This is a genomic window from Mesorhizobium sp. WSM4837 (genome assembly GCF_055811435.1).
Window position 1 is genome coordinate 48,172 of the sequence record NZ_JBVVQE010000038.1, and the last position, 14,853, is coordinate 63,024.

Below are 14,853 nucleotides of genomic sequence, written 5' to 3' on the forward strand. Positions count from 1 at the left end.
CTTAAGGTTCAGAGTTTTGGCACTTAACCGGCGCGCACCGCCGCCAGATGCGTTGAGAAGTCGGCCGTCTCCATCAGCGCCCTGCAGCGTGAAAAGCGACCGTCGGCATAGGCGCGGAAATCGTCGGCCGGATTGCTGTTGGCAAGCTGGATCAGTCCCCACAGCGTCCACAAGAGATCGCACATCGCCTTGTAGATGACGATGCGGCCGCGCTCCGCCGGCGTCGGCTCGCCACCGAAATAGGCGCCCATCATCTCGTCCTCCTGCGCCGTATCAAACTGGCCTTCGACGCTGAGGTCGCCGAGATCCCAGAGCGGGTCGTTCATGCCGGAATATTCCCAGTCGACGATCCACATCCTGTCGCCCGTATCGAGAAAATTTTCGCACAGCGGATCGCAGTGACAGGCGACGAGAGGCAGGGGATGCGCGGCAAGCGCCGAGCGCACGGTTTCCGCCTCGCGAACGACGTCGTGGTAACCGGCAGGCAGGGCGACGTCCTTGGTCGACAGCACCTTCAGGTAGTCGTCGATCATCGCAAACAGCTCGAAGCGGAAGGGAAACACCGCGCCGGATGTATGCAATCTGCGGAAGGCTTTGCCGGCACGCTCCGGACTGCCCGGCCGGGTCTTGAATTTATCCGGCGACATCGTCTCGGCGCCCGCGATGAAGCGCGTCACCATCACGCCTGTCTCGCCGTCGACATGCAGCAGCTCGGGGCTGACGCCGGCCATCGCTGCCTCCCGCGCCGCCACCGCCTCGTTGGCGCGGTTGATATACTCCTGCGTGCCCTTGCCGGGAATCCGCAGGCAGGCATCTCCAGCCCTGAAGACGAGGTTGGTGAGGCCACCCAGCCGCTCCAGCGGTCCCTCGTAGCCGGCCAGCGCCGGAATGGCTGCAAGCGCCGCGCGTGCTTCCTCGTCCACCATCGCTTCTGCCCTCTTTTCGCGTCTATTTGTGGTGACGACGGTTCCACAAATTTCGCCGTTTGGCTATCATCGCTTGCATGCGGTTCACTCCAGCGCCGTGCGTTCCTGTACGACGCGCTAAGAACGCTGCGGCACTTTGATTTGCGGACGAGACTGTAATGGCGGACAGGAAAAACAAAGGCGCGCTCGCCGCGGCCTATGCAGCGAAGCGGCCAGAGGAGGTGGCGGCGCTCTACGACCGCTGGTCCGACACCTACGACGCCGACATGTCGGCGGCCGGTTATCGCCATCCGACCATCTGCCTTGCCCTGCTTGCCCGCCACCTGCCGCGCGGCGCGGCACCGCTCCTCGATGCCGGTGCCGGCACCGGGCTCATCGGCGAGTGGCTGAAGATCGCGGGCTATCCGCAGGTCGAGGCGCTCGACATTTCCGAAGGCATGCTGGCCCAGGCAGCGCGCAAGGGCGTCTATTCGGCGCTTCACTGCCTGGCGCTCGGCGGCCCGCTGCCCTTCGCGGATGAAGCCTATGCCGGCATCATATCGGCCGGCGTCTTCACCTCGGGCCATGTCGGCGCTGAGGGGCTGGACGAACTGATCCGCATCTGCCGGCCGGGCGGGATGATCGTGCTGACGGTCAAGAACACCCTGTGGGACGCCGGCTTTTCCGCAGGGATAGCCGACCTCGAGGCGAAGGGCGTCGTCACGCGCGCCGAGGAGACATCGCCCTATGTCTCCATGCCGGGCGAGGCCGACACCGTGCCCAGCCGCGGTCTCGTTCTGCGCGTGAACTGACCATCCCCGCTCTTATGCATGTCGCGCAAAAGTGCGCAGCGGTTTTGCGATAACGACATGCATAGAAACAAGAACTCAAAGCGCCTCGCATGAAGCCGTTCAGACGCGACGCGCTTTAGGCTCTGATCCTTTCTCCGGCCGGGTCGTAAAGCGGCTCGAGATGGATTTTTGCCGGCGTCCGCTCCATAGCCACCACCAGCTCGTAGTCGCCGCAGGTGAGGAAATCGTCGCTGACGCCGTCGGCGTTGCGCACATAGCCGTAGCCGATGTTCTTTCCGACCGTGTAGCCATAGCCGCCGCTGGTCAGGTAGCCGACCGGCTCGCTGTTGCGCAGGATCGTTTCGCGCCCGAGCAGCACGATCTCGCAATCGTCGACGGTGAAGCCGGCAAAGCGTTTTTTCAGAACCGCGCCGCCGATCTCTTCCAGCGCCCGCCGCCCGAGAAAATCTGTGTTCTTGCGAAGCTTCACCGCCCAGCCAAGGCCGGCCTCCTGCGGCGTGTCGTTGGGCGTGATGTCGGAGCCCCAGGCGCGGTAGCCTTTTTCCAGCCGCAGCGATTCCAGCGCCCTGTAGCCGACCGGGCGGATGCTGTGCTCCTCGCCCGCCGCCATCAGAGCGTCGAAGATTTCGCCCGTCGCCGCGATCGGCACATGCAGCTCCCAGCCGAGCTCGCCGACATAGGTGACGCGCAGCGCCCTAACTGTGGTGCCGGCGATGGAGATTTCCCGCACCTGTCCGAACGGGAAAGCGGTGTTCGACACGTCCGCATCGGTCACCGCAGCCAGCACGTCGCGGGCCCGCGGCCCCATCAGCGACAGCGTGCCGAAATCCTCGGTGACATCGGTGAGCGTCACGTCGAGCTCGTTGCCGACATGGTCGCCGATCCACGAGAAGTCATGCGTCCTAAAGCCGGTGCCGGTGACGACGTAGAATCGGTCTTCGCCGAGCCGCGCCACGGTCAGGTCGGCCTCGATGCCGCCGCGCGTGTTGAGAAGCTGCGTGTAGGTCAGCCGGCCGACCGGCTTGGCGACGTCGTTGGCGCAGATCCAGTCGAGCGCCTTCAGCGCATCCGCACCGGTCATTTCGTATTTGGCGAAGGACGATTGGTCGAAGATGCCGACGTTCTCGCGCACGTGCCGGTGCTCGTCGCCGACCGGCGAAAACCAGTTCTGCCGGCCCATCGAATAGATGTCGTTCGGCTCGACGCCTTCGGGCGCAAACCAGTTCGGCCGCTCCCAACCGAGCTTGGAGCCGAACACGGCGCGGTGCTTTTGCAGCCGTTCATAGAGCGGCGACACGATCCGTGGCCGGCCCGTGGCATACTCTTCATGCGGGAAGCCGATCGTATAGTGCTTGCCATAGGCTTCGAGCGTGCGGTCGCGGACCCATTGCCGGTCGCGGTGCAGGTCGGAAAAGCGTCTGATATCGACCACCCACAGGTCGAGTGGCGCCTCGCCGTCGACGACCCACTGCGCCAGCACCCAGCCGGCGCCGCCGCCTGCAGCGATGCCGAAGGCGTTGAAGCCGGCGCCGACGAACATGTTGGCGCATTCGGGTGCCACGCCGAGAATGAAATTGCCGTCCGGCGTGAAGCTCTCCGGCCCGTTGATCATCTGCTTGACGCCGGCGGTTTCGAGCGCCGGAACCCGCTTGATCGCCTGGTTCATATGCTGCTCGAAATGATCGTAGTCGTCGTCGAACAGCCGGAACTGCCAGTCGTCAGGGACATCGCCGCCGGGAAGATCGGTCGTCCAGGCTTGCGGGTTCGGCTCATAGCCGCCCATCACCAGCCCACCGACCTCCTCCTTGAAATAAATGCGGCGGTCGGGGTCGCGGATCGTCGGCGCATCGCTCGCCAACCCGTCAATTCTCTCGGTGACAATGTACTGGTGCTTCACCGGCTGCAGCGGCACGTTGATGCCGGCTAGCGCCCCCACCTGCCGCGCCCATTGCCCGGCACAGTTCACCGCCTTGTCGCAGGCGATATCGCCCCTGTTGGTCTTTATCGCTGTGATGCGGCCATCCTGCATGTCGAAGCCGGTGACGCGGACATCCTCGAACAGCCTGGCGCCGTGCATGCGCGCGCCTTTGGCCAGCGACTGCGTGATGTCGGAAGGGCTTGCCTGGCCGTCGGTCGGCAGCCAGCTGGCGCCGACGAGATCGCCGGTTGCCAGCAGCGGCCACATTGCCTTGACTTCGGCTGGTGACAGCAACTGCATATCCATGCCGAAGCTTTTCGCCGTCGTCGCCAGCCTCTTATACTCGATCCAACGGTCGGCTTTGGTGGCGAGCCTGAGGCACCCGGTCATCTTCCAGCCGGTGGCCAGCCCGGTTTCGGCTTCCAGCCCCTTATAAAGATCGACCGAATATTTGAGCACGCGGGTGATAGAGGCCGAAGACCGCAATTGACCGACCAGCCCCGCCGCATGCCATGTCGAGCCCGAAGTCAGTTTGCCCTGTTCCAGGAGCACGACATCGGCCTTGTGGTCACGCGCCAGATGATAAGCCGTCGAACAGCCGATTATGCCGCCGCCGATGACGACGATCTCGGCGTGGGCGGGCAAGGTCATGATATCTGTCCGTATTTTGTTCTGTAGTTTTCCAGCGCGGCATCGAGCCGCGTCAGGTTTTCGTCGGTATAGGCGACGTAGTCGATGCCTGGTGCGTCGAGATAGAGTTCGGAAACCATGCTCCACATCGCCTCGCGCAGCAGCGATGCGCATTGCATGGCCGCATGCGAGCGGCGGATCGCCTCGTCCGGCTCCTTCATGAAATAGGCGGTCAGGAAGGCGAAGGACTCCTCGTCGTTCATGGTGGCGTTCGAGGCAACGCCGGCGAGGTCGAACATCGCCGTGTTGAAGCCGGCATATTCGAAATCGATCAGCCACAGCCGGTGGCCATCATCGAGAATATTAGCCGGCAGAAGGTCATTATGACCGAAGACGATCGGCAGCAATTTCTGCGCCCGTTCGAGTTCGTCTGCAAGCGTCAGCAGCCGCGGCAACTCGCTTCGCATGCGGCTGTCGGCTTCCTCCAGCGTGCGCGCATAGTCGCGGATGACATGGAATACCCAGAACATGAAGCCGGCGCCGGAGACATGGTTGGGCATCTCGCGATGGAAGCCGCGCATCAGGGCGGCGACGCGGTCGATATTGGCGCGGACGTCCTCGGCGACAAAAGTCTTGGCGCCGAGAAATTCCGTTACCAGGATGCCGGGCTCGGAATGGCGGACGGCAGGCGCGAAGCCGGCGGCATGCGCCGCGCGCGCGGTCATCACCTCGCGCTCGCGAAAGACGTGATGGAACGGAAAGTCCTGGCCAAAGCGCACGACATGCCGCCCGGCGGCGTCCTTGACCAGATAGTTGGCGTTGCTCAGGCCGCCCGGCAGCGGCGCGATCTCGATGCTGCCGGTCCAGCAGGGCAGGGCGCGGATGCGGTCCTCGGCGGTCACGGGTGAATCCCTCGTTGCGCGGGGTTCAAGGCGTCGCGGGCGACGCAAAGAGGGCGGCCGGCAGGAGGGAGCAATACGAAGTCCTCGTCGGTGCGGGATCCCGGGATCGGTATCCCGCACCGCACCGACGAGCCCCAGTGCCGGGTTCTTTGACTCCGGCATCCGCCCCCGCGGATTCAAAAAAGTCCTTTTCCCTTACGTCAGACGATTTCCCGGACGTTCGGGCAGGCGAATTTTGGTGCGGCTCTGCCATCGTTCTCCCGTGGCAGTTCCGAAGCCTGTCACAAGCCAGTGTCGCGCCATGTGATCCGGCTTGTCAACGACAACTTGTGGCTTTTTGCCCGAAATCACAAGGATTTCTTGTAAACTGTGGCCGATTTGCCTTAGAAGCGGTCAGTAGCGCAACAAACCGATTGGGTGAGACCGATGCCCTCGAAGCGGCATGGCGAGATCCTGCGTCTCCTCCATGAGGAAGGCACCGTCACCATCGCCAGCCTGGCCGACCGGCTGGGCGTCTCGCTGGAGACCGTGCGCCGCGACGTCAAGCCGCTGACCAGTGACGGTTCGATCCTGAAGATGCATGGCGCTGTCGGCCTGCCGTCGATGGCCGGCGAGGCGCCGTTCGAGCGGCGTATGCGCGAGAATGCCGATGCCAAGCGCGCCATCGCCCGCATGGTTGCCGCCACCATCCGCGACGGCGAAGCGATCATGCTCGACACCGGCACCACGACCTCTTTCCTGGCCCGCGAACTGCTCGGTCACCGGCGGTTGACGGTGGTCACCAACTCCTCCGACATCGCCCGCACGCTGGCCACCGTCAACGGCAACAAGGTCTATATGGCCGGCGGCGAACTGCGCAGCGATTCGGGCGCCGCCTTCGGCGTCTCGGCCATTGCATTCGTCAGCCGCTTTTCCGTCAGCCACGCTGTGATCTCCACTGGCGCGGTCGATGCCGTCACCGGCGTGATGGACTATGATCTGGACGAGGCGGAGTTCGCCCGCATGGTGCTGTCGCGCGGCCAGCGCTCGCTCGTCATCACCGATCACACCAAGTTCGGCCGCCAGGGCCTGGTCCAGGTCTGCGGCCTCGACGGTTTTTCCGAACTCGTCACCGATCGGCCGCCGCCGCACGCCATCGCCGCAGCGCTTGCCCAGGCTGGCGCACGGCTCAGCATTGCCGGCAGCGAAAGCGGGATCTGACCTGGCCAGAGCAGTAATGCGGTGAGCCTGGGATCGGCGGCTTTTCTTCCTTGCCGTCCCGGTGTTTAGTCCGGCGATGGCTTTCACCATCCGTCAATTGCAGTTCTTCATCGCCGTCGCCGAGCAAGGCACAGTGTCTGGCGCCGCCCAAAACCTGTCCATCTCGCAATCGTCGGTCACCGAGGCGATCAAGGAGCTCGAAGGCGATCTCGGCGTCGAACTGTTCGAGCGCCATCCGCGCGGCCTCAACATCACCCACAAGGGCCACCAGTTCCTGCGCCACGCGACAAAGATCCTTGCCGATGTTTCCGATGCGCGCCGCGCCTTCTCCGGCGAGCAAGCGGCGGCTGGCGGCCGGCTGCAACTCGGCGTCACCTCGCTGGTCGCCGGCTATGTCCTGTCCGACCTTCTCGCCCGCTATCGCCGCGCCTATCCGGGCGTCGAGATCTCGGCCATCGAGGACAATGGCGACTACCTCGAACATCTGCTGGTCGGCGGCAAGCTCGACATCGCCGTCATGGTCACCTCGAACCTGCGCGACCGCACCGCCCTGCAATCGGAAATTCTCGAAGTCTCGCCCTACCGGCTATGGCTGCCGCTTGGCCATCCGCTGTCCAGCGCCGACATCATCGGCATCAGCGACATCGCCTCGGAACCGCTGATCATGCTGACCGTCGATGAGATCGAAGAGAATACCGGAAAATTGCTGGCGGCGATCGCCGCCAAGCCGCATGTCGCCTTCCGCACCCGCTCGGTCGAAGCGGTGCGCAGCCTCGTCGCCACCGGCGCCGGCGTGGCGCTGCTGCCCGACCTCGTCTACCGGCCATGGTCGCTTGAAGGCGACCGCATCGAATCGCGCGATATTTCGGGCTCGTTGCCGGTTGTCCAGGTCGGCACGGTCTGGCGGCGCGGCTCCGGCCTGCCGCAGGCCGCGCGCGACTTCATCGGGCTTGCCCAGTCGCAGCGCATGGTTCGTCAGCGGCCGGACAAGAACGGCCGCTGATCTATCGGAAAAACCGATATCGCCTTTCTGATAAATGAATTTGCGAAACCGGAAATTTCACAGCACCTTCATGATCAGGGAGCAAAGCCACCGCGAGAGTGCGGCCCTCAAATGGGAGATCGACGATGAATTCATTCCTGAAGTCATGCACTGCATTGACGGTCGCGCTGGCCTTCTCCGGCCAGGCGATCGCCCAGGTTAAGGAACTCGGCAAGGGCGAAGGCCAGGTCAACATTGTCGCCTGGCCCGGCTACATCGAACGCGGCGAAACCGACAAGAACTATGATTGGGTCACGTCTTTCGAGAAGTACACAGGCTGCAAGGTCAACATCAAGACCGCCAACACCTCCGACGAGATGGTCGCGCTGATGAACGAGGGCGGTTTTGACCTCGTTACCGCCTCGGGCGACGCTTCGCTGCGCCTTGTCGCCGGCAAGCGGGTCCAGCCGATCAACACCGATCTGATCCCGAGCTGGAGCACGGTCGACGACCGGCTGAAGGATGCGCCGTGGTTCACGGTCGGCGGCATCCACTACGGCGCCCCCTACCAGTGGGGGCCGAACGTGCTGATGTACAACACCGAGGTGTTCAAGGAAGCGCCGAAGAGCTGGAACGTCGTCTTCGAGGAGATGACCTTGCCCGACGGCAAGCCGAACAAGGGCCGCGTCCAGGCCTATGACGGGCCGATCCACATCGCCGATGCCGCCAACTATCTGATGTTCCACAAGCCGGAGCTCGGCATCAAGGATCCCTACGAGCTGACCGAGGACCAGTACAAGGCCGCCCTCGATCTGCTGCGCGTCCAGCGCACGCTGGTCGGACGCTACTGGCATGACGCCGCCATCCAGGTCGACGATTTCCAGAACGAAGGCGTCGTTGCCTCCGGTTCATGGCCCTATCAGGTCAACACGCTGGTTGCTGCCAAGAAGCCGGTCGCTTCGACCATCCCCCAGGAAGGCGTGACCGGCTGGGCCGACACGACCATGCTGGCAGCCGACGCAGCCCACCCGAACTGCGCCTATATGTGGATGGAGCACTCGCTGTCGCCGAAAGTGCAGGGCGATGTCTCCGCCTGGTTCGGTTCGCTGCCGGTGGTGCCGGCTGCCTGCAAGGGCAACGAATTGCTCGGCGACGAAGGCTGCAAGACCAACGGCTACGACAATTTCGAAAAGATCAAGTTCTGGAAGACGCCGGTGTCGAAATGCGCCACCCAGGACCAGTGCGTGCCTTACTATCGCTGGGTGTCGGACTATATCGGCGTCATCGGCGGACGGTGAGTTCGTTTCGCATTGCTCGCCAGTTGGCGCTGCCCCTCACCCTTACCCCCTCCCCGTGAACAACGGGGAGAGGGGGTCGCGAGCGTTGCGGCTGGCCCCTTCTCCACGTCCCTACGGGGAGAAGGTGCCGGCAGGCGGATGAGGGTCAGCGCTGTCGCCTGAATTGACGAGCCTGGCAGATCAGGACAGCCCATGACATCAGCCGTTTCCTTCCAGAAAGTCTCGCGCCATTTCGGCAGCGTGCGCGCCGTCGACATGGTCGATCTCGACATCGTGCCGGGCGAGTTCTTCGCCATGCTTGGACCTTCGGGTTCTGGCAAGACGACCTGCCTGCGCTTGATCGCCGGCTTCGAGCAGCCGACATCGGGCTCGATCTCCATTTTCGGCGAACGCGCCGAAGGCGTTCCGCCCTATCGCCGAAACGTCAACACCGTGTTTCAGGACTACGCGCTGTTCCCGCATCTGAACGTGCTCGAAAACGTCGCCTACGGGCTGATGGTCAAGGGTGTCGGCAAGCCCGAACGGCAGCAGGCGGCCGAGGAAGCATTGTCGCTGGTCCGGCTTCCCGGCTACGGCGCCCGCCGCCCGAGCCAGCTTTCCGGCGGACAGCGCCAGCGCGTCGCGCTCGCCCGCGCGCTGGTCAACCAGCCGAAGGTGCTTCTGCTCGACGAGCCGCTTGGCGCGCTCGACCTCAAGCTCCGCGAAAACATGCAGGAGGAGCTGAAGTCGCTGCAGAAGGCGCTCGGCATCACCTTCATCTTCGTCACCCACGACCAGGGCGAGGCGCTGTCGATGGCCGACCGCGTCGCCGTCTTCAACGACGGCAAGATCATGCAGATCGGCACGCCGGAGGACATCTACCAGCGGCCGAGGACGCGCTTCGTCGCCGATTTCGTCGGCTCGTCCAATGTGCTGCCGCCGGATTTCGTTCAGCGCTATTCCGGCCAGCATCGCTGGGGCAGCCTGCGCCCTGAAGCCATTCGCATCGGCCGGGCGGCGAAGGGCGACGGCGTTGCCGCCCGTCTCGTCTCGACCAATTATCTCGGCGCCACGACCAGACTGGCGCTCGACGCCGACGGGTTGAGATTGCATGCCATTGTGCCGGCCGGTGCGAAATTGCCCAGGGAAGGCGAGGCGGTCGTGCTCACCTTCAACCGCGAGCATTTGCATCTGATGGACGAGCCGGGATGATGGCGCTGTCGGCAATTGTGGCTAGCCGAGGCAAGACGCTCTACGGCGCCCCCCTCTGTCCTGCCGGACATCTCCCCCACGAGGGGGGAGATCGGCTGTTGCAACCACTTTCGCCAGTCACCAACGTTGCAGAAGAGGCGCCGCCGGCGAAGCTGCCGATCTCCCCCCAAGTGGGGGAGATGTCCGGCAGGACAAAGGGGGGCGCGAAGGATCGCGGCCTCCCAAATATCCTCCGCCAAGACAGAGCGGCGTCATGACAATCGCCGCGCTCAACTCCAATCCCGTTCCCGCCATCCTGCCGGGAAGCGGCGGCGTGCGCGGCGCCCTGTCCGACTTGTTCTGGCGCAAGCCGAAGCTGCTGCTGCTGTTGATGCTGCTGCCGCCGGTCCTGTGGCTCGGCATCGTCTATGTCGGCTCGCTGTTCGCGCTGCTCTTGCAGAGTTTTTTCTCGATCGACGAATTCTCCGGCCTCATCAACCGGCAGTTCACGCTGAAGACCTATGGCGACCTGCTGCAGGCCGCCAATCTCGACATCATCCTGCGCACGGTGACGATGGCGGCCCTGGTCACGCTCGCCTCGGCGACCATCGCCTTTCCCATCGCCTATTACGCGGCCCGCTATGCGCGCGGCCGCTGGAAAGCGCTGTTCTATCTCGGCGTGATGCTGCCGCTGTGGTCGAGCTATCTGGTCAAGATCTACGCCTGGAAGCTCATTCTCGCCAAGGAAGGCATTCTCACCTGGCTGCTCGCCAAGCTGCATCTGCTATGGCTGCTCGATGGCTGGCTGTCGCTGCCGGTCGTCGGCGGCAACTCGCTGTCGGTGTCGTCCACCGGCACCTTCATCGTCTTCGTCTACGTCTGGCTGCCGTTCATGATCCTGCCGGTGCAGGCGGCGCTTGAGCGCGTGCCGGGCAATCTGGTCGAGGCCTCGTCCGATCTCGGCGCCTCGCCCGGCCAGACCTTCCGCAACGTGCTGTTCCCGCTGGCGCTGCCGGGCATCGTCGCCGGCTCGATCTTCACCTTCTCGCTGACGCTGGGCGACTACATCATCCCGCAGATCATCGGCACCTCGCGGCTGTTCATCGGCCAGGCCGTCTATTCGCAGCAGGGCACCGCCGGCAACATCCCGCTCGCAGCCGCCTTCACCGTGGTGCCGATCGTCATCATGGGCTTCTACCTCTGGGGCGCCAAGCGCATGGGGGCCTTCGATGCGCTCTGATGGCTCACCATCCGCTCCTCTCGGCCTGAAGGTCGCCGCCGCCTGCGGCCTGCTGTTCCTGCATCTGCCGATCTTCCTGATCTTCGTCTATGCCTTCACGACCGAGGAAAAGAGCTTCGCCTGGCCGCCGCCGGGGCTGACCATGCAATGGTTCGCCGTCACCTGGAACCGCCCGGACGTGTGGGAAGCGCTGTCGCTGTCGGTCCGTGTCGCCGCCATCTCGACACTCGTCGCCCTGATCCTCGGCACGCTCTGCGCGGCCGCCGTGTCGCGAACACGGTTCTTTGGCCGCGAAACCATCTCGCTGCTGGTCATCCTGCCGATCGCGCTGCCCGGTATCATCACCGGCATCGCGCTGCGTTCGGCCTTTTCGCTGGCCGAGATTCCGTTCTCGTTCTGGACAATCGTGCTCGGCCACGCCACCTTCTGTGTCGTCGTCGTCTACAACAACGCCGTCGCCCGCTTTCGCCGCACCTCCGGCTCGATGATCGAGGCGTCGATGGACCTCGGCGCCGACGGCTTCCAGACGTTTCGGCATGTCGTGCTGCCCAACATCGCCACCGCGCTGCTGGCCGGCGGCATGCTTGCCTTTGCGCTGTCGTTCGACGAGGTCATCGTCACCACCTTCACCGCCGGCCAGCAGCAGACGCTGCCGATCTGGATGCTGGAGGAATTGATCCGTCCGCGCCAGCGCCCGGTCACCAATGTCGTGGCCATGGTCGTCGTGCTGGTGACGCTGCTGCCCATCCTCGTCGCCTATTACCTGACCCGCGACGGCGACCAGATCGCCGGTTCGGGCAAATGACGTCAAGAATCCATAAGGGAGAGATTGCCATGGACACAAAGATGCTGATCGGATCGAAATTCGAGAAGGGCACCGAGACCGAGGAGCCGATCCTCAATCCGAAGACCGGGGCGACTATCCTCAACCTGCCTGAAGCCAGCCAGGCGCAGATCGAGGCCGCGGTGCTGGCGGCCGAAAAGGCCTTCGTCACCTGGTCGCGCACCACGCCGGCGCAGCGCTCAGCCTATCTCCTGAAAATCGCCGATCGCATCGAGGCCGCGGCGCAAGATTTCGCCGCCCTCGAGGCGCTCAATTGCGGCAAGCCGATCAATGCCGTGCTCAACGACGAAATCCCGGCGATCGTCGACTGCTACCGCTTCTTTGCCGGCGCTGTCCGCTCGATGCCCGGCCAGGTCGCCGGTGAATACATTCCCGGCCACACTTCGATGGTTCGCCGCGATGCCATCGGCGTCGTCGCCTCGATCGCGCCGTGGAACTACCCGCTGATGATGATGGCCTGGAAGCTGGCGCCTGCGATTGCCGGCGGCAATACGGTCGTCTTCAAGCCGTCCGAGCAGACGCCGCTGACGGCGCTGAAGCTGGCAAAAATCCTTGCCGAGATACTGCCCGAGGGCGTCGTCAACGTCGTGCTCGGCAGAGGCGACAGCGTCGGCAACACGCTGATCAACCACCCGAAAATCAACATGATCTCGATCACCGGCGATGTCGCCACCGGCAAGAAGGTGCTGCAGGCCGCCGCCAAATCGGTCAAGCGCACGCATCTCGAACTAGGCGGCAAGGCTCCGGTCATCGTCTTCGACGACGCCGATCTCGGCGCGGTGGTCAATGGCCTGCGCGCCTTCGGCTATTACAATGCCGGCCAGGACTGCACCGCCGCCTGCCGCATCTATGCCGGCAAGAAGATCTACGACAAGCTCGTCGCCGACCTTTCCTCCGCCGTCTCGACCATCAAATACAACCGCCCCGACGACACCGAAAACGAGATCGGACCGTTGATCTCACGCCGCCAGCGCGACCGCGTCTCGAGTTTCGTCGAGCGCGCCTCGGAGCTTAAGCACATCGAGATCACCACCGGCGGCAAGCCGGGCGAGGGCACCGGCTTCTTCTATCAGCCGACCGTCGTCGCCGGCGCGCTGCAGGAGGACGAGATCGTGCGCCGCGAAGTGTTCGGGCCGGTTGTCTCCGTCACCCGCTTTGCCGAGGTCGACGAGGCGGTGAACTGGGCCAATGACAGCGACTATGGCCTTGCGTCCTCGGTGTGGACCAAGGATGTCTCGCGCGCCATGGCGACGGCCGCCCGGCTGCAATATGGCTGCACCTGGATCAACACCCACTTCATGCTGACCAACGAGATGCCGCATGGCGGGCTGAAGCAGTCCGGCTACGGCAAGGACATGTCGCTCTATGCGCTGGAGGATTATACCGCCGTGCGCCATGTGATGGTGGCGCACGGGTAGCGCCTTTTTCTTCTCCCCGTTGACGGGGAGAAGGTGGCCCGAAGGGCCGGATGAGGGGCAGCACCGGGCCTACTTCTGCGAAGCGGCGATCCCGGTATTCGACTCACCGGCCCCAAGGCCCTTGCCGCTTGGAACGACGCCCCCGGCATTGGCGCCGAAGCCCGCTGCTTCCGATGCGGCCGGCCGCTTGATCCTTGCCGAGGCGGCCACGACAAGCTCGTTGAAGCCTTCGCCACCATCGTCCAGCATCTCGAACAGTTGCCGCCGCATCCTCGGCTCCCAGAATTTGTTGATGTGCTCGGCGACGCCGGCAACGCCTTCCTCGCGCGGCTTGGAGTGAAAAAAGGTGGCAATCTGGTTGGCCATGCGGACCAGCTTTTCGCTGGTGCTCATGATGTGGCCTTCGTCATGCGACATGCTTGGCAACTCCGGTAGCCACCCGGTCGGGGTGGGTAAAAATATCGAAATCATCGCCGCGCACCAAAGCCACCAGCGTCATGCCGGCGTCCCCGGCGGTACGGATGGCAAGTGCCGTCGGCGCCGAAACGGCAATGATGAACGCAGCGCCGATCGCCGCCGTCTTCTGCACCATCTCGACCGAAACGCGCGATGTCACCACGACAGCACCCAAGGTGCCATCGATGCCGGCTTTGGCGAGCGCCCCGGCCAGCTTGTCGAGCGCATTGTGGCGGCCGACATCCTCGCGCGCCATGACGATGCCCTTGCCGGGGATATAAAAACCGGCGGCATGGACCGCACCGGTCTCGGCATGAAGCGGCTGCGCTTTCGACAAAAGCCTGACCGAAAGGACGATGTCGTCGGTGTTAAGTGTAAGTCGTGACGAACCGACCGCCTCGACCGAGCGCATCGCCTCCTCGATCGACTCGATGCCGCACAGCCCGCAGCCGACCGGGCCGGCCAGGCGTCGGCGCCGCGCCTCGAAGCGCGTATTGGCCTGGTCCTTCAGCCTGATCTGGATGTCGATGCCGGCGCCGTGATCCTCGACCTCGATCGCCTCGATTTCCCGGCCGTCGGCGACAATGCCTTCGGTCAGCGAGAAGCCGAGCGCGAAATCCTCGAAATCGGCCGGACTTGCCATCATCACCGCGTGAGTGGTTCCGGCAAAGGAGAACGCCACCGGCGTCTCTTCCGGCACCATCCGGTTGGCGGCTGCACTGCCGCTGGCGCGGTGGGCGAGGCGGGAGATTTGTGTGATAGCGCAACGTTTAGGCATCACGCGGCACCCCCTTTGGCCTGCCGGCCATTTTACTTGGGAAGCGTCGAAGGCTTCTTGCTTCAATTGGCAGTTGCTCTCCCAGGCCATCCCCCACTCCGTCGCTGCTTCGCAGCGCCACCTCTCCCCCCTCCGGAGGGAGAGGAAGGGAGCCTGGAGTTCGCGCGCTTTCCTCTCCCCCGTCGATCGGGGGAGAGGTGGGGGGGGGGGGGGGGCCGCGGGGGGGGGGGGGCCCCCCCGCGGGGGGGGGGCGGGGGGGGGGGTGCACCCGCCCGCGGACGAACCCGCGTGCCACGCCGC

Annotated in this window: 13 protein-coding genes and 1 pseudogene; 8 read left to right on the top strand and 6 right to left on the bottom strand. The window is 64.3% G+C overall.

Going from position 1 to position 14,853, the window contains the following annotated elements:
* Positions 1-23: 23 nt before the first annotated feature.
* A complete protein-coding gene (locus AC0L3D_RS21805; protein WP_128174080.1) occupies positions 24-926 on the bottom strand; it encodes a phosphotransferase family protein in 903 nt (300 codons plus the stop codon).
* Between the two features lie 158 nt (positions 927-1,084).
* Between AC0L3D_RS21805 and AC0L3D_RS21810 the strand changes: the two genes are divergently transcribed.
* A complete protein-coding gene (locus AC0L3D_RS21810; RefSeq protein WP_473645774.1) occupies positions 1,085-1,717 on the top strand; it encodes a class I SAM-dependent DNA methyltransferase in 633 nt (210 codons plus the stop codon).
* A 115-nt stretch (positions 1,718-1,832) separates the two neighbouring features.
* On the opposite strand, the gene AC0L3D_RS21815 is transcribed toward AC0L3D_RS21810, so the two are convergent.
* Positions 1,833-4,286, bottom strand: a complete 2,454-nt coding sequence (locus AC0L3D_RS21815) for a GcvT family protein (RefSeq protein ID WP_473629007.1) — start codon at positions 4,284-4,286, stop codon at positions 1,833-1,835.
* Positions 4,283-5,167 (bottom strand): phosphotransferase family protein, encoded by an 885-nt coding sequence (locus tag AC0L3D_RS21820; RefSeq protein ID WP_023802867.1) that lies wholly within the window; start codon positions 5,165-5,167, stop codon positions 4,283-4,285. Before AC0L3D_RS21820 ends, AC0L3D_RS21815 begins: the two co-directional genes overlap by 4 nt.
* 426 nt (positions 5,168-5,593) lie before the next feature.
* Here AC0L3D_RS21820 and AC0L3D_RS21825 point away from each other — a divergent pair, with 426 nt between their 5' ends.
* From AC0L3D_RS21825 to AC0L3D_RS21855, 7 genes are all read left to right on the top strand, one after another.
* Entirely contained in the window at positions 5,594-6,367 is a 774-nt protein-coding gene (locus tag AC0L3D_RS21825) for a DeoR/GlpR family DNA-binding transcription regulator (protein ID WP_128183265.1), read from the top strand.
* 76 nt (positions 6,368-6,443) lie between these two features.
* On the top strand, positions 6,444-7,370 hold the full coding sequence (locus tag AC0L3D_RS21830) for a LysR family transcriptional regulator (protein WP_023802869.1): 927 nt from the start codon (positions 6,444-6,446) through the stop codon (positions 7,368-7,370).
* Between the two features lie 125 nt (positions 7,371-7,495).
* Positions 7,496-8,647 (top strand): ABC transporter substrate-binding protein, encoded by a 1,152-nt coding sequence (locus tag AC0L3D_RS21835; protein ID WP_473645776.1) that lies wholly within the window; start codon positions 7,496-7,498, stop codon positions 8,645-8,647.
* A 192-nt stretch (positions 8,648-8,839) separates the two neighbouring features.
* A complete protein-coding gene (locus tag AC0L3D_RS21840; protein WP_473629006.1) occupies positions 8,840-9,838 on the top strand; it encodes an ABC transporter ATP-binding protein in 999 nt (332 codons plus the stop codon).
* Positions 9,839-10,091: 253 nt separating this feature from the next.
* Positions 10,092-11,057 (top strand): ABC transporter permease, encoded by a 966-nt coding sequence (locus tag AC0L3D_RS21845; protein WP_473629005.1) that lies wholly within the window; start codon positions 10,092-10,094, stop codon positions 11,055-11,057.
* Entirely contained in the window at positions 11,047-11,862 is an 816-nt protein-coding gene (locus AC0L3D_RS21850; RefSeq protein ID WP_023802874.1) for an ABC transporter permease, read from the top strand. Before AC0L3D_RS21845 ends, AC0L3D_RS21850 begins: the two co-directional genes overlap by 11 nt.
* Positions 11,863-11,891: 29 nt before the next feature.
* A complete protein-coding gene (locus AC0L3D_RS21855; RefSeq protein WP_023802875.1) occupies positions 11,892-13,319 on the top strand; it encodes a gamma-aminobutyraldehyde dehydrogenase in 1,428 nt (475 codons plus the stop codon).
* A gap of 69 nt (positions 13,320-13,388) precedes the next feature.
* Here the strand turns inward: AC0L3D_RS21855 and AC0L3D_RS21860 are convergent, their stop codons facing one another.
* The 3 genes and pseudogenes from AC0L3D_RS21860 to AC0L3D_RS21870 all read right to left on the bottom strand — a co-directional run.
* Positions 13,389-13,736, bottom strand: a complete 348-nt coding sequence (locus AC0L3D_RS21860; protein ID WP_287239181.1) for a formate dehydrogenase subunit delta — start codon at positions 13,734-13,736, stop codon at positions 13,389-13,391.
* The gene (gene fdhD, locus AC0L3D_RS21865; RefSeq protein WP_473629003.1) at positions 13,726-14,553 is read right to left on the bottom strand and encodes a formate dehydrogenase accessory sulfurtransferase FdhD; all 828 of its coding nucleotides are present in this window, start codon (positions 14,551-14,553) and stop codon (positions 13,726-13,728) included. Before fdhD ends, AC0L3D_RS21860 begins: the two co-directional genes overlap by 11 nt.
* Positions 14,546-14,853: pseudogene (locus tag AC0L3D_RS21870) on the bottom strand (hypothetical protein); the annotation flags it as partial. The pseudogene AC0L3D_RS21870 and the gene fdhD, both read right to left, overlap by 8 nt.